At 71.0% G+C, this 20,223-nt stretch carries 17 protein-coding genes; 10 read left to right on the top strand and 7 right to left on the bottom strand.

The annotated features are described in order from the left end of the window. Window positions 1-6 precede the first annotated feature (6 nt). The 3 genes from ACIBEA_RS20555 (at window position 7) to ACIBEA_RS20565 (ending at window position 2,755) form a co-directional block, all read left to right on the top strand. Window positions 7-516 carry a MarR family winged helix-turn-helix transcriptional regulator gene (locus tag ACIBEA_RS20555; RefSeq protein ID WP_399262809.1) on the top strand — a complete coding sequence of 170 codons (510 nt, stop codon included), beginning with the start codon at window positions 7-9 and terminating at the stop codon, window positions 514-516. A gap of 98 nt (window positions 517-614) precedes the next feature. Then, the gene (locus ACIBEA_RS20560) at window positions 615-950 is read left to right on the top strand and encodes a DUF3817 domain-containing protein (RefSeq protein ID WP_399262811.1); all 336 of its coding nucleotides are present in this window, start codon (window positions 615-617) and stop codon (window positions 948-950) included. A 104-nt stretch (window positions 951-1,054) separates the two neighbouring features. Beyond that, on the top strand, window positions 1,055-2,755 hold the full coding sequence (locus ACIBEA_RS20565; protein WP_399262812.1) for a methylmalonyl-CoA mutase: 1,701 nt from the start codon (window positions 1,055-1,057) through the stop codon (window positions 2,753-2,755). 108 nt (window positions 2,756-2,863) lie between these two features. Here ACIBEA_RS20565 and ACIBEA_RS20570 read toward each other — a convergent pair whose 3' ends face one another. Continuing rightward, window positions 2,864-3,499, bottom strand: coding sequence for a TetR/AcrR family transcriptional regulator (locus ACIBEA_RS20570; RefSeq protein WP_399262814.1), 636 nt, complete (start codon window positions 3,497-3,499; stop codon window positions 2,864-2,866). Between the two features lie 275 nt (window positions 3,500-3,774). On the opposite strand from ACIBEA_RS20570, the gene ACIBEA_RS20575 reads away from it, so the two are divergent. The 4 genes from ACIBEA_RS20575 (at window position 3,775) to ACIBEA_RS20590 (ending at window position 7,971) form a co-directional block, all read left to right on the top strand. After that, window positions 3,775-4,779: a tetratricopeptide repeat protein gene (locus tag ACIBEA_RS20575; protein ID WP_399262816.1), complete on the top strand. Its 1,005-nt coding sequence runs from the start codon at window positions 3,775-3,777 to the stop codon at window positions 4,777-4,779. A gap of 609 nt (window positions 4,780-5,388) precedes the next feature. Further along, on the top strand, window positions 5,389-6,036 hold the full coding sequence (locus tag ACIBEA_RS20580) for a DUF6230 family protein (protein ID WP_399262817.1): 648 nt from the start codon (window positions 5,389-5,391) through the stop codon (window positions 6,034-6,036). A 116-nt stretch (window positions 6,037-6,152) separates the two neighbouring features. Beyond that, window positions 6,153-6,659 carry a DUF6114 domain-containing protein gene (locus ACIBEA_RS20585; RefSeq protein WP_399262819.1) on the top strand — a complete coding sequence of 169 codons (507 nt, stop codon included), beginning with the start codon at window positions 6,153-6,155 and terminating at the stop codon, window positions 6,657-6,659. Then, window positions 6,649-7,971: a hypothetical protein gene (locus ACIBEA_RS20590; protein WP_399262822.1), complete on the top strand. Its 1,323-nt coding sequence runs from the start codon at window positions 6,649-6,651 to the stop codon at window positions 7,969-7,971. Before ACIBEA_RS20585 ends, ACIBEA_RS20590 begins: the two co-directional genes overlap by 11 nt. Window positions 7,972-8,136: 165 nt before the next feature. Here the strand turns inward: ACIBEA_RS20590 and pyk are convergent, their stop codons facing one another. From pyk to pta, 3 genes are all read right to left on the bottom strand, one after another. Further along, window positions 8,137-9,567 carry a pyruvate kinase gene (gene pyk / locus ACIBEA_RS20595; RefSeq protein WP_399262824.1) on the bottom strand — a complete coding sequence of 477 codons (1,431 nt, stop codon included), beginning with the start codon at window positions 9,565-9,567 and terminating at the stop codon, window positions 8,137-8,139. Window positions 9,568-9,630: 63 nt separating this feature from the next. Then, window positions 9,631-10,854, bottom strand: a complete 1,224-nt coding sequence (locus ACIBEA_RS20600) for an acetate kinase (RefSeq protein WP_399262826.1) — start codon at window positions 10,852-10,854, stop codon at window positions 9,631-9,633. 52 nt (window positions 10,855-10,906) lie between these two features. Further along, window positions 10,907-12,988 carry a phosphate acetyltransferase gene (pta, locus tag ACIBEA_RS20605; protein WP_399262828.1) on the bottom strand — a complete coding sequence of 694 codons (2,082 nt, stop codon included), beginning with the start codon at window positions 12,986-12,988 and terminating at the stop codon, window positions 10,907-10,909. 322 nt (window positions 12,989-13,310) lie between these two features. Between pta and ACIBEA_RS20610 the strand changes: the two genes are divergently transcribed. After that, window positions 13,311-14,336 (top strand): ATP-dependent 6-phosphofructokinase, encoded by a 1,026-nt coding sequence (locus ACIBEA_RS20610; RefSeq protein ID WP_399262830.1) that lies wholly within the window; start codon window positions 13,311-13,313, stop codon window positions 14,334-14,336. Window positions 14,337-14,523: 187 nt separating this feature from the next. Here the strand turns inward: ACIBEA_RS20610 and ACIBEA_RS20615 are convergent, their stop codons facing one another. Continuing rightward, window positions 14,524-15,144, bottom strand: coding sequence for a helix-turn-helix domain-containing protein (locus ACIBEA_RS20615; protein WP_399262997.1), 621 nt, complete (start codon window positions 15,142-15,144; stop codon window positions 14,524-14,526). 389 nt (window positions 15,145-15,533) lie between these two features. Here ACIBEA_RS20615 and ACIBEA_RS20620 point away from each other — a divergent pair, with 389 nt between their 5' ends. Beyond that, window positions 15,534-15,932, top strand: coding sequence for a MerR family transcriptional regulator (locus ACIBEA_RS20620; RefSeq protein WP_399262832.1), 399 nt, complete (start codon window positions 15,534-15,536; stop codon window positions 15,930-15,932). Between the two features lie 58 nt (window positions 15,933-15,990). After that, window positions 15,991-16,350 carry a thioredoxin family protein gene (locus tag ACIBEA_RS20625; protein WP_399262834.1) on the top strand — a complete coding sequence of 120 codons (360 nt, stop codon included), beginning with the start codon at window positions 15,991-15,993 and terminating at the stop codon, window positions 16,348-16,350. Here the strand turns inward: ACIBEA_RS20625 and glgB are convergent. Further along, window positions 16,340-18,631 carry a 1,4-alpha-glucan branching enzyme gene (gene glgB / locus ACIBEA_RS20630; RefSeq protein ID WP_399262836.1) on the bottom strand — a complete coding sequence of 764 codons (2,292 nt, stop codon included), beginning with the start codon at window positions 18,629-18,631 and terminating at the stop codon, window positions 16,340-16,342. The genes ACIBEA_RS20625 and glgB overlap by 11 nt on opposite strands. Then, complete coding sequence (locus tag ACIBEA_RS20635; protein ID WP_399262838.1) at window positions 18,628-20,109, bottom strand: maltokinase; 1,482 nt, start codon at window positions 20,107-20,109, stop codon at window positions 18,628-18,630. The genes glgB and ACIBEA_RS20635 overlap by 4 nt, the downstream gene beginning before the upstream one ends. Window positions 20,110-20,223: the final 114 nt, after the last annotated feature.

The following is a 20,223-nucleotide window of genomic DNA, read 5'->3' on the forward strand; positions in this document are numbered from 1 at the left end:
GGGTGCGTGCCCAAGCCGCTCAGTCTCCCCTTTGACCCCATCGCCCGCGCCGACGAACTCTGGCAGCGGCGCTGGGGGCCGGTGCCCTCGATGGCCGCGATCACCTCGATCATGCGGGCGCACCAGATCCTGCTCGGCGAGGTCGACGCGGTGGTGAAGCCGTACGGACTCACCTTCGCGCGCTACGAGGCGCTCGTCCTGTTGACCTTCTCCAAGGCCGGCGAGCTGACGATGTCGAAGATCGGCGAGCGGCTGATGGTGCACCCGACCTCGGTGACCAACACCGTCGACCGCCTGGTCCGCTCCGGCCTGGTCGCCAAGCGCCCCAACCCGAACGACGGCCGCGGCACGCTCGCCTCGATCACGGACAAGGGGCGCGAGGTCGTGGAGTCGGCGACCCGGGACCTGATGGAGATGGAGTTCGGGCTGGGCGCCTACGACGCGGAGGAGTGCGGCGAGATCTTCGCGCTGCTGCGGCCGCTGCGAGTGGCCGCGGACGACTTCGACGAGAAGTAGGCCGGGCCGCCGCGCCCGGCCGCCGCCCCCGGCCGACGCCCGGGAGGGGCCGCCACCCCCGTCAAGATCGCGCAAAACGGACGGTTACGCTCGTGTTCATGAAACGAAGCGTGCTGACCCGCTACCGGGTGATGGCCTTTGCCACCGCAGTGATGCTGCTGGTGCTGTGCACCTGCATGATTTTCAAGTACGGCTTCGACAAGGGCGCCGACCTGACCTTCGTGGTCTCCCAGGCCCACGGCGTGCTCTTCATGATCTACCTGGTCTTCGCCTTCGACCTCAGCTCCAAGGCCAAGTGGTCCTTCGGCAAGATGCTGTGGGTCATGGTCTCCGGCACGATCCCGCTCGCCGCGTTCTTCGTCGAGCGCAAGGTCCGCGCCGAGATCGAGCCCCTGGTGAGCGGCGCCCCCGTGCCCGCGACCGCCAAGGCCTGAGGACGCCGCTCCGCACTGGAGCGGCACTCGATCTCCTCCACCCCGGGACGACTTCCCGGGGTGGGCCATCGACATTTACTAGGACGTCCTAGTAAATTCGAAGCATGGACGCTGACGCCATCGAGCAAGGCCGCCTTCGCTGGCAGGCCCGTTATGACAGGGCCCGCACCCGCGAGGCCGACTTCACCACGCTCTCCGGCGACGAGGTCGAACCGGTGTACGGTCCCCGGCCCGGAGACACCTACGAGGGCTTCGAGCGCATCGGCTGGCCCGGGGAGTACCCGTACACCCGGGGCCTACACGCCACCGGCTACCGCGGGCGGACCTGGACCATCCGGCAGTTCGCCGGCTTCGGCAACGCCGAGCAGACCAACGAGCGCTACAAGATGATCCTGGCGGCGGGCGGCGGCGGCCTCTCGGTCGCCTTCGACATGCCGACCCTGATGGGCCGCGACTCCGACGACCCGCGCGCTCTCGGCGAGGTCGGGCACTGCGGCGTCGCCATCGACTCCGCCGCCGACATGGAGGTCCTGTTCAAGGACATCCCGCTCGGCGACGTCACCACCTCGATGACGATCAGCGGGCCCGCCGTGCCGGTCTTCTGCATGTACCTCGTCGCCGCCGAGCGCCAGGGCGTCGACCCCGCCGTCCTCAACGGCACGCTGCAGACCGACATCTTCAAGGAGTACATCGCCCAGAAGGAGTGGCTCTTCGAACCCGAGCCGCACCTGCGCCTCATCGGCGACCTGATGGAGTACTGCGCGCAGGGCATCCCCGCCTACAAGCCGCTCTCCGTCTCCGGCTACCACATCCGCGAGGCCGGGGCGACGGCCGCGCAGGAGCTGGCGTACACCCTCGCGGACGGCTTCGGCTACGTCGAACTCGGACTCTCGCGCGGCATGGACGTGGACGTCTTCGCCCCCGGCCTGTCCTTCTTCTTCGACGCGCACCTCGACTTCTTCGAGGAGATCGCCAAGTTCCGCGCCGCCCGCCGGATCTGGGCGCGCTGGATGAAGGAGGTGTACGCGGCGAAGTCCGACAAATCCATGTGGCTGCGCTTCCACACCCAGACGGCCGGGGTCTCCCTCACCGCCCAGCAGCCGTACAACAACGTCGTCCGCACGGCCGTCGAAGCGCTGGCGGCGGTCCTCGGCGGCACCAACTCCCTGCACACCAACGCCCTCGACGAGACCCTCGCGCTGCCGAGCGAGCAGGCCGCGGAGATCGCGCTGCGCACGCAGCAGGTGCTGATGGAGGAGACCGGGGTGGCCAATGTGGCCGACCCGCTCGGCGGTGCCTGGTACGTCGAGCAGCTGACCGACCGGATCGAGGCGGACGCCGAGAAGATCTTCGAGCAGATCAAGGAGCGCGGGCTGCGCTCCCATCCGAACGGACAGCACCCGATCGGGCCGATCACCTCGGGCATCCTGCGGGGCATCGAGGACGGCTGGTTCACCGGCGAGATCGCCGAGTCGGCCTTCCAGTACCAGCGTTCGCTGGAGAAGGGCGACAAGCGGGTCGTCGGCGTCAACGTGCACCACGGCTCCGTCACCGGCGACCTGGAGATCCTCCGGGTCAGCCACGAGGTCGAGGTGGTCCAGGTCCGCGAACTGGCGGAGCGCAAGGCCCGCCGGGACGACGCGAAGGTGCGGGCCGGGTTGGACGCGATGCTGGCCGCCGCGCGCGACGGCTCGAACATGATCCCGGCGATGCTGGACGCCGTACGGGCCGAGGCGACGCTCGGCGAGATCTGCAACGTGCTCCGGGACGAGTGGGGCACCTACACGGAGCCGCCCGGCTTCTGATCCGGCCCCTTCGCGAAGCGGCCCCTTCGCAAGGCCGCCCCTTCGCCAGGCCGCTCCTTCGCAGGACCGCGCCCCGACGGCGGGCCCCCGACCACCGGGGGCCCGCCGTCAGGCCGTACCGGCGGCGCCCGCGCCCAGCAGGCCGTGCATCAGCAGGGCGGTGAAGGTGGCGACCCAGATCTCGTCCACCGGCTCGGCGCTCACCAGGGCGCGGTGCACCACGGTGCCCGCGATGACGTCGAAGATCAGGTCCGTGGTGCGCCCCGCGAGGTACGGGTCCGGCTCGTGGGGGAGTTCGCCGCGGGCCTGGGCGCGTTCCCGGCCCAGCACGACGAGACGTTTCTGCCGGTCCACGATCGCCGACCGGATCCGGTCGCGCAGCGCCTCGTCGTGGGTGGACTCGGAGACCACCGCCATCAGCGCCGTACGGGCCTCCGGGCGCCGCAGCAGCTCCGCGAAGCGCAGGACGACGTACTCGATGTCGCCCTGGAGCGAGCCCCGGTCGGGGAGTTCGAGGGAGTCGAAGAGCTCGGCGACGGCGTCCACGACCAGCTCGTTCTTGCCCGCCCAGCGTCGGTAGAGCGTGGTCTTGGCGACCCCGGCGCGGGTCGACACGTCGCCCATGGTCAGCTTGGACCAGCCGAGTTCCACCAGCGCGTCCCGTGTGGCGGCGAGGATCGCGGCGTCCGCGGTGGCGCTGCGGGGGCGGCCGGTGCGGCCGGAACCGGAGACGGGGTTGCGCATGGACGGTGACCATACCCGCCAGTAGTGCAACCGGGGCGACCCCGGACGGTGTGGTTCAGATCACGGGGCGCGAGGGCCCGTGGGGAGTTACGCTACGGCTCGTAGCGTAAGAGCGACAACCACGCGAAGCTACGGCGCCAGGTGGGGACCCGGCGCCACAGCAGTTCAGGTGCACGGCAGTTCGGACGGGGTCCGGCCGTGGTGAGCAGTGCAGTTTTACGACGTCTTTCACGAGGTCTTTTCGTCGGCGCGCGCACACGGGGGAGGATGTACGCATGCAGCCCAGAAACATGTCCATGAGCGGCGTCGTCGACCTCGCCGCGGTGAAGGCGGCCGGCGAGGCCAAGGCGAAGGCGGAGCAGGCGCGTGCGGCCGCGGCCCGGCAGGGCGGCGGCTCCGACGCCGGCGTCCCCGGTGCCGTGGCGCCGTCGGCGCTCGTCATCGATGTCGACGAGGCCGGTTTCGAACTCGACGTGCTCGAACTCTCCCACCAGGTACCGGTCGTCATCGACTTCTGGGCCGAGTGGTGCGAGCCGTGCAAGCAGCTCAGCCCGGTGCTGGAACGCCTGATCACCGGGGCCAACGGCCGACTGGTTCTGGCCAAGATTGACGTCGACGCCAACCAGATGCTGATGCAGCAGTTCGGCGTCCAGGGCATTCCCGCCGTGTTCGCGGTCGTCGCCGGTCAGGCGCTGCCGCTGTTCCAGGGCGCGGTGCCCGAGCAGCAGATCCGCGAGACCCTCGGCCAGCTCATCCAGGTCGCCGAGGAGCGCTACGGCCTCACCGGCATCGTGGTGGATCCGTCCCAGGGCGGTGCCGGGGGCGCCGCCGGCACCGGTGGCGCGGACGAGGAGCCGGAAGGCCCGTACGACGCGCTGCTCGAAGCGGCCGTCGTCGCGTTGGACGGGGGTGACCTGGGCGGAGCCGTCCAGGCGTACAAGAACGTACTGGCCGACGATCCGGCCAACAGCGAGGCCAAGCTGGGTCTGGCCCAGGCCGAACTCCTCGCGCGGGTGCAGCACATGGACCCGCAGGACGTGCGCGCCGCGGCGGCCGCCAACCCGACCGATCCGGCGGCGCAGATCGCCGCGGCCGACCTGGACATGGCCGGCGGTCACGTCCAGGACGCCTTCGGGCGACTGGTGGACGCGGTGCGCGTCACGGCGGGTGACGACCGGGACGCGGTGCGGGTCCGGCTGCTGGAGCTGTTCGAGGTGATCGGCGCGGACGACCCGCGGGTCCCGGCGGCGCGCACGGCGCTGGCGCGGGTGCTCTTCTAGGGCAGGCCCGGGGCCGGTCCCGCGGCTCGCTCGCGGGTCGGTGGACCGCCGACGATTTATTGACACGGAGATAAACAGCGGCCGCGCTTTGCCAAAACTTGGCAATCGCGGCCGCTGTTACTCGTAGTAAGCCGAACCCCGTGAACTGTCCGGTTGGTTCGCTCTTCCACCCATCTGTCGTGGCCATGGGTGACACCCTGTGTTGCTGCTCGACGGCGACGTGTCGCACGGGGGTTATCCAGCCGTTACCCGCCAGTAACGAACCCCCTTGTGCCCCGGCCGGTAATGGACAACGATCGGCCACGCTCGGTCCATCCCGCAGCGCCGGTCACCCGGAACCGCGAGGATGGGTCCCCACCGAGCCGGCCGGTGGCAGTGGCACCGGCCGTGGGACAGGGGGGTCGCCACCGATTCCGGTGGTGCCTGTCCTCATCAGGTTGCGCGAACGCGTGGCCCAGTGGTTGTCGCTCGGGGGTGATCGCCGGTGTTCCTGACGCGGCACAGCCGTGACTCGGCCGCCTGCGCTCCTTCCCGAGGACGTAGCACTTCTCCCATCCCAGGACGGGCAGGGCCCGGACCGGAGATGTACGTCCGATGAGGAGGAACAACATGAATTCCCAGGTTCGTGGTGGGACCAGATGGAAGCGCTTCGCTCTCGTCATGGTGCCGAGCATCGCGGCCACCGCCGCGGTGGGCGTGGGTCTGGCGCAGGGTGCCCTCGCGGCGTCCTTCAGCGTCTCGGGCCAGGACTTCAAGGTGTCGGCCGACGAGCTCGTCGGTGACAACCTGATCCAGTACGGCAGCGTGGCCAAGGGCAAGACCCTCGGCGACGACAAGAAGGACGCGTACCACCCGGTCACCATCTCCGGGTTCAGTCACGCCGAGATCACCAACATGTGCCAGTCGCTGGTCACCCCGGTGCCCGGCCTCGGCAACATCACCCTGCAGCTGCGGACGGGCAACAAGGGCCGTCCCGCCGTCGCGGAGAACATCTACCTCGATGTCGCCGAGCTGGACGCGGACGCCAAGTTCGAGCAGCTCGACATCGGTGTCGCGGTCGGCGACCCGAGCCACGCCACCAAGCCGGTGGCGGGCACGGTGGCCGACGGTGGTCTCTTCTCGCAGCGCGCGAAGAAGGCCACGCTGACCAACGTGCGGCAGAAGGCATGGGCGACGACGGCGGGCACCTTCACGCTGCCGGACCTCAAGCTGCGTCTGCTCAGCGGTGACCAGCCGTGCTACCAGGACGCCAAGTAGTCCGTCCGGTCGCTTGAACCGGCCGGGTGGGCGCGGTGGCGGATCCGCCGCCCCGTCCGCCCGTCCGGGCGCTCCACGTAGTTCTCCGTACGACCGTTTTCAGGGAGCTGTTGTCCATGTACCCCGAGGCCCCCGTAACCCCGGCAGATGATCACTGGCTCACGGCGCTCCGGTACCGGTTCCGCGCCTGGCGCGGGGCCCGGCCGTTCTGGGCGGGAGTCTTCACGCTGCTCGGCGGCATCCCGATCGCGTACTTCCCGTACGCGGACGTCCGGTTGGGCAACATCACGATCGCCATGGCGACAACGGCCGGCGCGGGCTCACTGATCATCGGTGTCCTGCTGGTCACGCTCGGCTTCGCCCTCTGGTTCCAGCAGAGCATCAGGATCTTCGCCGGAGTCGCCACGATCCTGCTCGGACTGGTGTCCCTGCCGGTGTCCAACATCGGTGGCTTCATGTTGGGCTTCCTGGCCGCGCTGATCGGCGGCTGCCTCGCCCTGGCGTGGGCGCCCGGCAGGCCCGTCGAGCCCGAGGTCGACCTGCCCGCTCCCCGTGACGCGGAAACGGACCACGCTTCCCAGACGACTGCCCACGCCGATGGCGGGAGGAACAGTGCGGGGTGACGAAACGCAAAGGGGCCAGTCCCCGGGCGAAGAGTCCCGTGAGAGAAGGGGCCCGCGCCACGCGGCGCCCAGGAAGTCGCTGCTGACCAAGCTCCAGATACCCGTCGGCAAGACGATGGCGCTGGCTGCCATGCCGACCGCGGTCTTCGTCGGGATGGGCATGGCGCCGAAGATGGCGCTGGCCGACGACAAGGAGATCCCGTTCGCGCCCGGACCGTGCGTCACGCGGTCCGACGAGCCCACGGAATCGCCCTCCCCGTCGGCATCGACCTCCAAGAGCCCCTCCCCGAGTACGTCGCCCAGCGCGACCCCCTCGGAGGGCGTCCCGGTGGTCCCGGTTCCCTCGGCCTCCGCGTCGGCGGCCAAGCCCGCGGGCAAGCAGGGCGGCAGCGCGTCGCAACCGGCGAAGCCGGGGGCCTCCGCCTCGCCGTCCGCGAGCGCCTCCCCGTCGGCGGCCAAGCCCCCGAACCCGCTGGACCCGCTGGGTCTGGGCGACACGGTCAAGGACTTCTTCGACGAGCTCGGCAAGCCCCTCAAGGGTGCCAAGGGCGCGGCCACCCCCGCGCCCGCCACCACCCCGAGCGCGAAGCCGAAGCCCGACCCGGCCGCGGACGCGATCCGCGAGGCGGCGAAGAACGCCGGCGTCTCGGTCTCGGAGCTGTCGCAGGACGTCAAGGACACCGCGAAGGCGGCGAAGGACGAGACGGGCGCGTCGGACGACGACAAGGACGGCAAGGACGCCAAGGACGCCAAGGACAAGGACGCGAAGGACAAGGACAAGGACGGCAAGGCCGACGACGGCAAGACGGTCGACGGCAAGACGCCCTTCCCCTGCCCGACCCTGGACGCCCAGGCCCTGGCCAACGCCAAGCTGGAGCAGAGCGCGCCGGTCCTGCCCGACGAGCCCTGGTACCTCGACAGCTCGCTGCTGACCCTCTACGGCCTGGACTACGCGGGCATCGTCGAGGTGAAGACGGCGAACGGCACCACCAAGAAGGTCCTGAAGTTCACGGCGGACTCGCTCGACATCAAGGACCTCTACCAGACGGTCGGCAAGAGCGGGAACGTCGCGCACCTCAAGTCCCGTCCGGGCTCCACGTCCACGATCCGCGGCGGCACGGTGACGATGTACACCGAGAGCCTGAAGGGGAACCTGTTCGGGCTCATCCCGATCGAGTTCACCCCGAACACCCCGCCGCCGCTGAACGTGCCCTTCGCGTTCTTCACGAACGTCAAGGTCGTCCAGGCGGGCCAGTTCGGCGGCGACCTGACCGTTCCCGGTCTGCACAACTACATCGGCCCGCCGGAGTAGGAACCGCCGGAGCAGGAAGCCTGAGCAGGAAGCACCCGAGCAGGACCCGCGCGGGAAGCGCGGCCGGCTCACGTGACGCGCCGAGGGCGGCACCCCGATCGATCGGGGTGCCGCCCTCGTGTGCGTGCGGTGGACGCGCGGCGCGGGCGCCGCGCCACGGCGACGTCAGGCGCCGGCGCCACCGTTCAGGTGGTGGACGCGGACCATGTTGGTCGTGCCCGGGACGCCGGGGGGCGAACCGGCCGTGATGATCATGGTGTCGCCCTGGTTGTAGCGCTTGAGCTTGAGCAGCTCGTCGTCCACGAGGTCGACCATCGCGTCGGTGTTGTCGACGTGGCGGACCACGTACGACTCGACGCCCCAGCTCAGCGACAGCTGGTTGCGGGTGCTCTCGCTGGTGGTGAAGGCCAGGATCGGCTGGACCGCGCGGTAGCGCGACAGGCGGCGGGCCGTGTCACCGGAGTGGGTGAAGGCGACCAGGGCCTTGCCGTCGAGGAAGTCGGCGATCTCGCAGGCCGCACGGGCGACGGAGCCGCCCTGGGTGCGCGGCTTCTTGCCCGGGACCAGCGGCTGCAGGCCCTTGGAGAGCAGCTCTTCCTCGGCGGCGACGACGATCTTCGACATCGTCTTGACGGTCTCGATCGGGTAGGCGCCGACCGAGGACTCGGCCGACAGCATGACCGCGTCGGCCCCGTCGAGGATGGCGTTCGCGACGTCGGAGGCCTCGGCGCGGGTCGGCCGCGAGTTGGTGATCATCGACTCCATCATCTGGGTCGCGACGATCACCGGCTTGGCGTTGCGGCGGCACATCTCGATGAGCCGCTTCTGGACCATCGGGACCTTTTCGAGCGGGTACTCGACGGCCAGGTCACCACGGGCCACCATGACCGCGTCGAAGGCGTCGACGACGGCCTCCATGTTGGCGACCGCCTGCGGCTTCTCGACCTTGGCGATGACGGGGACCCGGCGGCCCTCCTCGTCCATGACCTTGTGGACGTCCTTGACGTCGTTGGCGTCACGGACGAAGGACAGGGCGACCATGTCGCAGCCCATCCGCAGGGCGAAGCGGAGGTCGTCGACGTCCTTCTCGGACAGGGCCGGGACGTTGACGGCGGCACCCGGCAGGTTGATGCCCTTGTGGTCGGAGATGACACCGCCCTCGATGACGATGGTCTTGACCCGCGGGCCGACGACCTCGGTCACCCGGAGCTCGACGTTGCCGTCGTTGATCAGGACCTGGTCGCCCTTGGAGACGTCACCCGGCAGGCCCTTGTAGGTGGTGCCGCAGATGGACTTGTCGCCCGGGACGTCCTCGGTGGTGATGGTGAACTCGTCACCGCGCACCAGCTCGACGGGACCTTCGGCGAAGGTTTCCAGACGGATCTTGGGACCCTGGAGGTCGGCGAGGACGCCGACGGCACGCCCGGTGTCCGCGGAGACCTTCCGGACGCGGTCGTACCGCTCCTGGTGTTCTGCCTGGGATCCGTGGCTGAAGTTGAATCGGGCCACGTTCATACCTGCCTCGATGAGCGCTTTCAGCTGCTCATACGAGTCGACGGCGGGGCCCAGCGTGCAGACGATTTTGGAACGGCGCATGGAGCGGATCCTATCGGTTTGTTTCGTAGCGGAATATTCCGTCTGGTGGAAAGTCCAAAGTGACTAACGGGTAACCAGCTCGTACGCCTGCGTGGCGATCTCCAGCTCCTCCTCCGTCGGCACCACGGCCACGGCCACCCGGGCGTACTCGGCCGAGATCAGCCGGGGCTCGGGGGAGCGCACCGCGTTGGCCTCCAGGTCCAGCGCGAGCCCCAGCTCGGCGAGACCGTCCACGGCAGCTTCCCGCACCTGGTGGGCGTTCTCGCCGACCCCGGCCGTGAACACCACCGCGTCCACCCGGCCGAGCACGGCCGAGTAGGCACCGATGTACTTCTTCAGGCGGTGGACGTACGCCGCGAAGGCGACGCTCGCCGCCTCGTCGCCCTCGCCCGCGCGCCGCAGCACCTCGCGCATGTCGTTGTCCCCGCACATGCCCAGCAGACCGCTCTTCTTGTTCAGGAGCGAATCGATCTCATCCACCGAGAGGCCGCCCACCCGGGCCAGGTGGAAGACGACGGCCGGATCGAGGTCCCCGGAGCGGGTTCCCATGATCAGGCCCTCCAGCGGGGTCAGCCCCATGGAGGTCTCCACGCACACCCCGCCTCGGACCGCCGAGGCCGAGGCGCCGTTGCCCAGGTGCAGCACGATGACGTTCACGTCCTCGGGAGCCCTGCCCAGCAGCGCGGCGGTCGTGCGGGACACGTAGGCGTGCGAGGTGCCGTGGAAGCCGTACCGCCGGATGGAGTACTTGTCGGCGGTCGCGGCGTCGATCGCGTAGCGGGCCACGTACTCCGGCATCGTCGCGTGGAAGGCCGTGTCGAAGACCGCGACCTGCGGGAGGTCCGCGCGCAGCGCGCGGGCCACCTCGATGCCGGTCACGTTCGCCGGGTTGTGCAGCGGCGCCAGCGGCACGAGCGCGCGGATCTCCGCCAGCACCTCGTCGTCGATGACGGTCGGCCGGGTGAACTTGGTACCGCCGTGCACCACCCGGTGCCCGATGGCGGCCAGTTCGGGGGAGTCCAGGCCCATGCCGTCGGCGGCCAGCTCGGCCGCGACGGCCGTCAGGGCCGCCCGGTGGTCGGCGATCGGCCCGAGGACCTCCCGCTCGGCCTCGCCCGCCTCCGGGTCCGGGGCGGCGGTGAGCCGTTCGTGCACCAGCCGGGAGGTCTCCTCGCCGATGCGCTCCACCAGCCCGACGGCCAGGCGGGACCGGTCCGCCATGTCGAGCAGCTGGTACTTGACCGACGAGGAGCCGGAGTTGAGGACGAGTACGCGCGATGCGGTCACGGGTGCGGAACCTTCTCGTGTGGGGGTGCGGGGTGGTCGTACGTCGTGCGGGTCAGCCCGCGACGGGCTTGGACTGGGCCTGGATCGCGGTGATCGCCACCGTGGTGACGATGTCCTGGACCAGCGCGCCGCGCGAGAGGTCGTTGACCGGCTTGCGCAGGCCCTGCAGGACCGGGCCGACCGCCACGGCGCCCGCGGAGCGCTGCACGGCCTTGTAGGTGTTGTTGCCGGTGTTGAGGTCCGGGAAGATCAGTACGGTCGCCCGCCCGGCCACCTCGGACTCCGGCAGCTTGGTCGCCGCCACGGACGGCTCGACGGCGGCGTCGTATTGGATGGGGCCCTCGATCAGCAGGTCCGGGCGCTGCGCGCGGACGATCTCGGTGGCCTTGCGTACCTTGTCGACGTCCACGCCCGAACCGGAGGTTCCGGTCGAGTACGAGAGCATCGCGATCCGCGGCTCCAGCCCGAAGGCGGCGGCGGTGGTGGCCGACTGGATGGCGATGTCGGCGAGCTGCTCGGCGTTGGGGTCCGGGTTCACGGCGCAGTCGCCGTAGGCGAGTACCTTGTCGGCCAGGCACATGAAGAAGACCGAGGAGACGATGGACGCCTCCGGCTTGGTCTTGATGATCTCGAAGGCGGGCCGGATGGTGGCGGCGGTCGAGTGCACCGCGCCGGAGACCATGCCGTCGGCCAGACCTTCCTGGACCATCAGCGTGCCGAAGTAATTGACGTCCGTGACCACGTCGTTGGCCAGCTCGACCGTCATGCCCTTGTGGGCGCGGGCCGCGGCGTAGTACTCGGCGAACCGTTCCCGCAGCGGCGAGGTCCCCGGGTCGATCAGCTGCGCCGCGCTGATGTCGATGCCGAGGTCGGCGGCCTTCTTCAGGATCGCCTGCTCCTCGCCCAGCAGGGTCAGGTCGCACACTCCGCGGCGCAGCACCACGTCCGCGGCGCGCAGCACCCGCTCCTCGGTGCCCTCGGGCAGGACCACCCGGCGCCGCTCGGAGCGGGCCTGCTCCAGCAGCTCGTGCTCGAACATCATCGGCGTGACCCGGGTGGAGCGGGTGAGCGAGATGCGGTCGCGCAGGGCGGCCGTGTCGACGTGCCGCTCGAAGAGGCCGAGCGCGGTCTCCAGCTTGCGCGGGGTCGCGGAGTTCAGGCGGCTCTGCAGCGCGAAGAGTTCGGCGGCGGTCGGGAAGCTGTTGCCCGCGACCGAGACGACCGGCGTGCCGGGCGCCAGCTTCGAGGCCAGCGTCAGGATGTCCTTGCCGGGGCGCTCGTTCAGGGTCAGCAGCACGCCGGCGATCGGCGGGGTGCCGGAGGTGTGCGCGGCGAGCGCGCCGATGACCAGGTCGGAGCGGTCCCCGGGGGTGACGACCAGACAGCCGGGGGTCAGCGCGTTCAGGAAGTTCGGCAGCATGGCGCCGCCGAAGACGAAGTCCACGGCGTCGCGGGCCAGCCCGGCCTCGTCGCCGAGCAGCACCTCGCCCCCCAGCGCCCGGGTGATCTGGGCGACGGTGGGTGCGGAGAGCGTCTTGTCGTCCGGCAGCACGTAACAGGGCACGGGAAGGCGCGCGGCCAGCCGCTCGGCTATCACCTCGCGGTCCTCGGCGACCACCCGGTTGACGATCACGGCCACGACCTCGCAGCCCAGGCTCTCGTAGGCCCGGTAGGCGTTGCGGGTCTCCGCGCGGACCGACTCGGCGGTCTGCTTGGTGCCGCCGACCACCGGGACGACGACCGCGCCCAGTTCGTTGGCCAGGCGGGCGTTGAGCGCCAGTTCGTCCGGGAGGTTGGTGTCGGCGTAGTCGGTGCCGAGGACCAGCATGACCTCGTAGTCGCGGGCGGCCCGGTGGTAGCCGTCGACGAGCTGCGAGACCAGTTCGTCGGCCCCCTTCTCGGCGAGCAGCGCGGAGGCCTCGTGGTACTCCATGCCGAAGGCGGTGGAGGGGTCCTGGTCGAGCCGGTAGCGCGCCTTGAGGAGGTCGAAGAGGCGGTCGGGTCCGTCGTGCAGCAGTGGGCGGTACACGCCCACCCGACCCGTCTGGCGGGTCAGCAGCTCCATGAGTCCGAGCTCGATGACCTGCCGGCCGTCCCCCCGGTCGATGCCGGTCACGTACACGCTGCGCGTCACGCGTGCTCTCCGTCCATGTGTGTCGGTTGGCGGCGTCACCACCGGCCCCGGACGGGGCAGGCTACGGATCTTCCGAGTCGATTTACCCATTTAGTATGGGCTTGCCCTCTTGACAATACCTCTGCTGATGGATAGGGCGCTTGCCGGGAAAAAGGCCTGTCCAGGGGGGTCGAAAGGCCCCCGGGGGGCAGTCGCTCGGAGCGCGGCCCACCGGTGGCGCGTGGAACAATCGGACAGGCTTCATCAATACGGCCTTCATCTGTACGGTGGTCCGCCCGCACGTGGGCCGCTCGGTACGACCAGGAGCAGGAGACACAGCACGATGCGTATCGGAGTTCTCACCGCAGGCGGCGACTGCCCGGGCCTCAACGCTGTCATCCGGTCGGTCGTCCACCGTGCCGTGGTCGGACACGGCGACGAAGTCATCGGCTTCGAGGACGGTTTCAAGGGTCTCCTCGATGGTCATTACCGCCCCCTCGACATCAATGCGGTCAGTGGCATTCTGGCCCGCGGCGGAACGATTCTCGGCTCAGCCCGGATGGAGCGCGCCCGACTGCACGAGGCCGCCGAGAACGCGGTGGAGCTGGCGCAGCGGTACGAGATCGACGCCCTCATCCCGATCGGCGGCGAGGGCACGCTGACCGCGGCCCGGATGCTGTCGGACGCGGGCATGCCGGTGGTCGGCGTACCGAAGACCATCGACAACGACATCTCCTCCACGGACCGCACCTTCGGCTTCGACACCGCCGTCATGGTGGCCACCGAGGCGATCGACCGGCTCAAGACCACCGCCGAATCGCATCAGCGCGTGATGGTCGTCGAGGTCATGGGACGCCACGCGGGCTGGATCGCCCTGGAGTCCGGCATGGCGGGCGGCGCCCACGGCATCTGCCTGCCGGAGCGGCAGTTCGAGGTCGACGCCTTGGTGAAGATGGTGGAGGAACGATTCGCCCGCGGCAAGAAGTTCGCGGTCATCTGCGTCGCCGAGGGCGCGCACCCGGCCGACGGCTCCATGCCGTACGAGAAGGGCGCGATCGACCAGTACGGTCACGAGCGCTTCGCCGGGATCGGCAACCGACTGGCCGTCGAGCTGGAGCGGCGCCTGGGCAAGGAAGCCCGCCCGGTCATCCTCGGCCACGTCCAGCGCGGCGGCACCCCGACCGCGTACGACCGCGTCCTCGCCACCCGCTTCGGCTGGCACGCCGTCGAGGGCGTCCACCGCGGCGACTTCGGCAACATGACCGCGCTGCGCGGCACCGACATCGTGATGGCCCCCCTCGCGCAGGCCGTCACCGAGCTGAAGACCGTCCCCGAGGACCGCATGTACGAGGCCGAATCGGTCTTCTAGTGCCGTGACCCGGTGAACCTTTCCGGTCACGGCACTGGCCGCGCCATCCGGCTCTGCGCCCGGGACCTTCGTCCTGGATCCGCGCGCCGAAGGGCCCCGATCTCGTCCCCTCCCGGGACCGGTCGGGGCCTTCGCGCATCCCCTCCCCGGCCTGCCGGCCGGCAGGCCGATCGCACCCGCGCCGCGCCTACGGCACCTGCGCGAGCTCCCAGAACCGGTCCACGATGCCCGTCAGGAACTCGCGCCCCGCGTCCCCGCTGTCGGCCCGGCCGCCCGAGCCGCCCCAGCTCAAGGTGGACAGCATCCGGGCCTGGTAGTCCCCGTGCAGCAGCTCCAGTACCCGCTCCAGCTGGGCCTTGGGTACGGGGAGCAGCTTGGCCAGCGGCTTCACGTACGCCTGCCAGCGGGTGGTGACCGCGTTGCGCAGCAGCTCCGCCAGCTCGTCCTGCTTGCCGGTGGCGGTCACGAACTGGGCCAGCGTCAGCCCCAGCACCGAGGAGAGGGTGGCCGACTGCCGCTCGTTGCCCTTCCAGCGCCCGGTGTCCTCCATCTTCTGGTAGGAGGCGGGCTCCAGCCCGACCCGCCGGGCCAGCTCCTCCGGTGACACGCCGCGCGCGATCCGGTGCTCCCGCAAGGTGACCGGTTCGGCCAACAGCTCGCCGGGCGCACACCACAGCACGCCCGCGAGGGCCGTCAGCTCGGCCGAGGTCGGCGTGATCTCGCCGCGCTCCCAGGCCATGACGGTCTCGGGGGTGACGAGGAGCCCGTACTGGGCGCGCAGGCCGTAGGCGACGTGGCCGGGTGCCATGCCCAGGGCCGCCCGCAGGCGGCGGGCGGCGGGAGCATTGAAAGGAGGGCTGGAGTGCACGAGCCACACGGTAGAAGCGAAATGGGTTTGGCGACTACAGACCGTTCAAACAAGCCCACAACTCGTAGGAACCTCCTACGGTGTTCGGGCATTTAGTCCGGTATTTGCGCGACCGTCCGGTAATCGGATGGTGTGAAGATCTATTTCCCGGGGTCCGCTTCAAGCCAAGCCTACGGCTGCCGTTCGAGTGAACCCCGTCACACCCCGTCACGCCACCTGAACCACTTCGGCCACGCAGGCGTGAACCAGGCGGGGGCCCTCGTACACGGGGGTGGCGAGGGCCCCCATGACCTTGCCTTGACGTGGACGTCAAGGATTACGGTCGGCCCATGCGAATCGGCGAACTGGCGGAGCGGGCGGGCACCACCACCCGGACCCTGCGCTACTACGAGGACCGCGGTCTGCTGCCCGCACGGCGGACCGGCAACGGCTACCGCTCGTACGACGAGGACGATCTGCGGCTGCTGCGCGAGATCCGGGTGCTCCAGGACTTCGGCTTCGAGCTGGAGGAGACCCGGCCCTTCGTGGACTGCCTGCGGGCCGGCCACCCGGCCGGCGACGCCTGCCCCGCCTCCCTCGCCGTCTACCGCCGCAAGCTCGCCGAGCTGGACTCGTTGATCGGCAAGCTCGCCGACGTACGGGACCAGGTCGCGCGGCAGCTGACGACCGCCGAGGAGGCCGCCGGAGAGTCGGCCACCCCGCGCTGCGAGACCACCGCACAGGACTGACGACCCGAGCCGACGACGCACGACGCACGACACACGACGAACGACAGGGGAGAAGAAGATGTTGCGTGCCCACGGAGTGGACGAGGTCACCGACGAGACCTTCGCGGCGGAAGTGCTCGCCGAGCGCGGGCGCCCCGTGCTGGTCGAGTTCACCGCCGACTGGTGCGGGCCCTGCCGCCAGCTGGCGCCGGTGCTGTCCGCCGTCGCCGCCGAGGAGGCGCACCGCCTGAAGGTGGTGCAGATCGACGCGGACAGCAACCCGCAGACCATGGTCCGCTACGGCGTCCTGTCCATGCCCACCCTGCTGGTCCTGCGCGACGGCGAACCGGTGAAGACGCTCGTCGGAGCCCGGGCCAAGCGCCGCCTGCTCCAGGACCTCGAAGACGTCCTGGAGCAGGCGGCGCCCGTCACGGCCTGAGCCACACGGTGGACAGCGGCGGCAGCGTCATCCGCAGGCTGGCCGCCCGCCCCTGCGCGGGCACCGGCTCCGGCCGCAGCGGCCGCAGGTGGCGCACCCCGCTGCCGCCGAACCGCTCCGCGTCCGTGTTCAGCACCTCGTGCCACTCGGCGACCTCCTCCGGCACGCCGACCCGGTAGCCGTGGCGCACCACCGGGGAGAAGTTCGAGACGCACAGCAGCTGCGAGCCGTCCACCGCGTAGCGCAGGAAGGCGATGACGTTGTCCTCCGCCGCGTCCGAGGCCACCCAGGCGAACCCCTCCGGCACGGTGTCCCGCTCCCACAGCGCGGGCGTCGCCGTGTAGGTCCGGTTCAGCTCGCCCACCAGGGCGCGCACCCCGCGGTGGTCGGCGGCCGCGGCGTAGGAGGAGTCCAGCAGCCACCAGTCCGGCCCGTGCGCCTCCGACCACTCGGCGCCCTGGGCGAACTCCTGCCCCATGAAGAGCAGCTGCTTGCCGGGGTGGGCCCACATGAAGCCCAGGTACGCCCGGTGGCAGGCCCGTTGCTGCCACCAGTCGCCGGGCATCTTCCCCACCAGCGACCGCTTGCCGTGCACCACCTCGTCGTGCGAGATCGGCAGTACGTAGTTCTCGCTGTACGCGTAGACCATCCCGAAGGTCATGTCGTGGTGGTGGTACTTGCGGTGCACCGGCTCCTTCGACACGTACCGCAGCGTGTCGTGCATCCAGCCCATGTTCCACTTCAGCCCGAAGCCGAGCCCGCCCGCGTCGGTGGGCCGGGTCACGCCCTCCCAGGCCGTGGACTCCTCGGCGATCGTGACCACGCCCGGGCAGCGCCGGTAGACCGTCGCGTTCATCTCCTGGAGCAGCGCCACCGCGTCCAGGTTCTCCCGCCCGCCGTGCTCGTTCGGCGTCCACTCGCCCTCGCCGCGCGAGTAGTCCAGGTAGAGCATCGAGGCCACCGCGTCCACGCGCAGCCCGTCGACGTGGAACTCCTGGCACCAGTACACGGCGTTCGCCACCAGGAAGTTGCGGACCTCCTTGCGCCCGTAGTCGAACTCCAGCGTCCCCCAGTCCGGGTGCGCGGCCCGCTGCGGGTCGTGGTGCTCGTACAGCGGCCGTCCGTCGAACTCGGCGAGCGCCCAGTCGTCCCGCGGGAAGTGCGCGGGCACCCAGTCGACGATCACCCCGATCCCGGCCCGGTGCAGGGCGTCGACCAGGCCGCGGAACTCGTCGGGCGTGCCCATCCGCGAGGTGGGCGCGTAGAAACCGGTGACCTGGTAGCCCCAGGAGCCGCCGAAGGGGTGCTCGGCGACCGGCATCAGCTCGACGTGGGTGAACCCCAGCTCCTTCACGTAGGCCGGGAGCTGCTCCGCCAACTGCGCGTAGCTCAGCCCGGGCCGCCAGGAGGCCAGGTGCACCTCGTACACCGACAGCGGCGCCTGGTGCGCCGGCCGCAGCCCGCGGGACGCCATCCACTCGGTGTCCCGCCAGGTGTAGTGCGAGGCGGTCACGATCGACGCGTTCGCGGGCGGTACCTCGGCGCGCCGGGCCATCGGGTCGGCCCGCAGGGTGTGGCTGCCGTCCGGGCGCGTGACGTCGTACTTGTACATCGCGCCCTCGCCGACGCCCGGCAGGAACAGCTCCCACACCCCGGTCGCGCCGAGCGAGCGCATCGGGTGGGCCACCGCGTCCCAGTAGGAGAAGTCACCCGTGACCCGGACCCCCAGGGCGTTCGGCGCCCAGAGCGTGAACCGGGTGCCGGCCACGCCCTGATGCTCCATCGGCTCCGCGCCCAGCGCCGTCCACAGCTCCTCGTGCCGGCCCTCGCCGATCAGGTGCAGGTCCAGCTCGCCGAGCGCCGGCAGGAAGCGGTAGGGGTCGTGGACCTCCACCTCGTCGCTGTCGTAGGTCACCAGCAGCCGGTAGTCGGGCACACCGGTCAGCGGCAGCAGCCCGGAGAAGAACCCGTCGCCCTCGTCGTGGAGTTCGGCACGCAGCCCCTTGGCGACGATCGTGACCGCCTTCGCGTGCGGGCGCAGCGCCCGGAAGGCCACCCCGCCCCGGTGGGTCCGGGCGCCCAGCACCGCGTGCGGATCGTGGTGGCGGCCCTCCAGCAGCCGGGACCGTTCGTCCGCACCCAGCGCCGGTGCGGGCCGGACGCCGTGCGGCGGGGCGGTCCGCCGGGCCCGGGGCGTGCGCGGTTTCTTCGCCGCCTCCGCGGGGGCGGCGGGGGCGGTGGTCGGGCGGGACGTCGGCGACGGCTGTCGGGCGGCGCTCACGTGTGCGGCCTCCTAGGGGGCTGCTCGCGGGGGTGGGGGGTGGAGGAGAGCGGGAGGGGATCGGCGGCGGGCGGCGGCAGGCGGTGGGCCGGCCGCTCGCGTTCGGAGAGCCGTCGGACGGCGGCCATCGGGACGTGCAGCCAATCGGGGCGGTGCCGGGATTCGTAACGGGCCTCGTAGACCGCCTTGTCGGTCTCGTAGGCGCGCAGCAGGACGGGGTCCTCGCGCGGGTCGCGGCCGGTGGTCCGGGCGTACCCCTCGCAGAACGCGGCCCGGCAGGCGTCCGCCCAGGCGGGGGCGAACGGCCGGTGGGAGCGTGCCGCGTAGTCGAAGGAACGCAGTATCCCGGCGATGTCCCGGACCGCCGGTTCGGGGCGGCGCCGGTCGGCCAGCGGCCGGGCCGGCTCCCCTTCGAAGTCGATCAACGACCAACTGCCGTCGAGGGTGCGCAGGGTCTGCCCCAGGTGGAGGTCGCCGTGGATGCGCTGGGCGCGGACCCCCGCGCCCCGCGAGGACGCCAGCGCGTCGAAGGCGCCGCGCAGCCCCGCCTCGTACGGGCGCAGTGACGTCACCTCACGTGCGGTGGCGGCCAGCCGCGCGGTCATCCCGGCGGCCAGCCGGGCCGTCTGCTCCGGGCCCAGCGCGACGGTGGGCAGGGCGTCGGCCAGCGCGCTGTGCACCTCGGCGGTGGCCCGGCCCAGGGCGTGCGCCTCGGCGGTGAAGTCGGCGCCCGCGCCGAGGCGGTGCAGCGCGAGCTGCCAGCCGTCGTCGGAGCCCCGCAGGTAGGGCTGGAGCACGCCCAGGGTCAGCGGCTCGGACCCGGCCAGCTGGGCCTCGTACCAGGCGACCGGCGCCGGCACCCGGGCGCACCCGGCGGCGGCCAGCGCCCGGGGCAGCTCCAGGTCCGGATTGACCCCGGGGCCGACCCGCCGGAACACCTTGAGGATGTAGGCGTCCCCGTAGATCAGCGAGGAGTTGGTCTGTTCCCCGGACAGCGGCCGGGCCGCCAGCGCCGCCGGGATCGGCGCCGCCGGGTCCCGGTCGAAGCGGAGCGGGCCGAGGGAGCCGGGGGCGCGCAATCGTTCCAGCAGCAGGGCCGCGAGCCGCGGATCGCCCAGACCCTCGTAGATCGCCTGACCGGCGTACGGGCCCTCCTCGGCCCGGCCGATCAGCGCGGGCGCGAGCGCGGGCGGCAGCTCGGGACGGATCCCGAGCAGCAGTTGGTAGCAGTCGCCGTCCACGTCGAGCAGGAGGTGCAACAGCCCCGGCGAGGACCCCGGCGGGAGCAGTTCGGCCGCCGAGACCGGGCGCAGGGCGCTGATGGCGCGCCCCTTGCCGGCGAACCAGCGCTGTCTCGGCAGCCAGGCGCGCAGCAGTGGTTCGAGCGGGCCGAGCCGGTCCGGGTGGGGGGTCCCGCGATCGGCCGCCCGGCGGTCCGGCCGGCCGACCTCGCTCCGGGTGGATGCAGCCTCCGACATGGCATCGCGTCCTTTCCCCGGGCCGTCACAGAATGCGCAGAGTGTCCCGGATCGCGGCAGTTGCTGTCCGGTGGTGTGTGCGAGTGTCGGGTCAGGATGGTCCGTACAGGGCGG

It is taken from the genome of Streptomyces sp. NPDC051555 (assembly GCF_044454405.1).
Taxonomy (GTDB): domain Bacteria; phylum Actinomycetota; class Actinomycetes; order Streptomycetales; family Streptomycetaceae; genus Streptomyces.

What these genes read in the sequence shown, in the direction of transcription:
- ACIBEA_RS20580 (WP_399262817.1), top strand. Translation starts at nt 5,389, where the DNA reads ATGAATTCCCAGGTTCGTGGTGGGACCAGATGGAAGCGCTTCGCTCTC.
- ACIBEA_RS20625 (WP_399262834.1), top strand. Translation starts at nt 15,991, where the DNA reads ATGTTGCGTGCCCACGGAGTGGACGAGGTCACCGACGAGACCTTCGCG.
- ACIBEA_RS20575 (WP_399262816.1), top strand. Translation starts at nt 3,775, where the DNA reads ATGCAGCCCAGAAACATGTCCATGAGCGGCGTCGTCGACCTCGCCGCG.
- ACIBEA_RS20635 (WP_399262838.1), bottom strand. Translation starts at nt 20,109, where the DNA reads ATGTCGGAGGCTGCATCCACCCGGAGCGAGGTCGGCCGGCCGGACCGC.
- ACIBEA_RS20620 (WP_399262832.1), top strand. Translation starts at nt 15,534, where the DNA reads ATGCGAATCGGCGAACTGGCGGAGCGGGCGGGCACCACCACCCGGACC.
- ACIBEA_RS20565 (WP_399262812.1), top strand. Translation starts at nt 1,055, where the DNA reads ATGGACGCTGACGCCATCGAGCAAGGCCGCCTTCGCTGGCAGGCCCGT.
- ACIBEA_RS20615 (WP_399262997.1), bottom strand. Translation starts at nt 15,144, where the DNA reads ATGGCACCCGGCCACGTCGCCTACGGCCTGCGCGCCCAGTACGGGCTC.
- ACIBEA_RS20560 (WP_399262811.1), top strand. Translation starts at nt 615, where the DNA reads ATGAAACGAAGCGTGCTGACCCGCTACCGGGTGATGGCCTTTGCCACC.
- ACIBEA_RS20610 (WP_399262830.1), top strand. Translation starts at nt 13,311, where the DNA reads ATGCGTATCGGAGTTCTCACCGCAGGCGGCGACTGCCCGGGCCTCAAC.
- pyk (WP_399262824.1), bottom strand. Translation starts at nt 9,567, where the DNA reads ATGCGCCGTTCCAAAATCGTCTGCACGCTGGGCCCCGCCGTCGACTCG.
- ACIBEA_RS20570 (WP_399262814.1), bottom strand. Translation starts at nt 3,499, where the DNA reads ATGCGCAACCCCGTCTCCGGTTCCGGCCGCACCGGCCGCCCCCGCAGC.
- ACIBEA_RS20585 (WP_399262819.1), top strand. Translation starts at nt 6,153, where the DNA reads ATGTACCCCGAGGCCCCCGTAACCCCGGCAGATGATCACTGGCTCACG.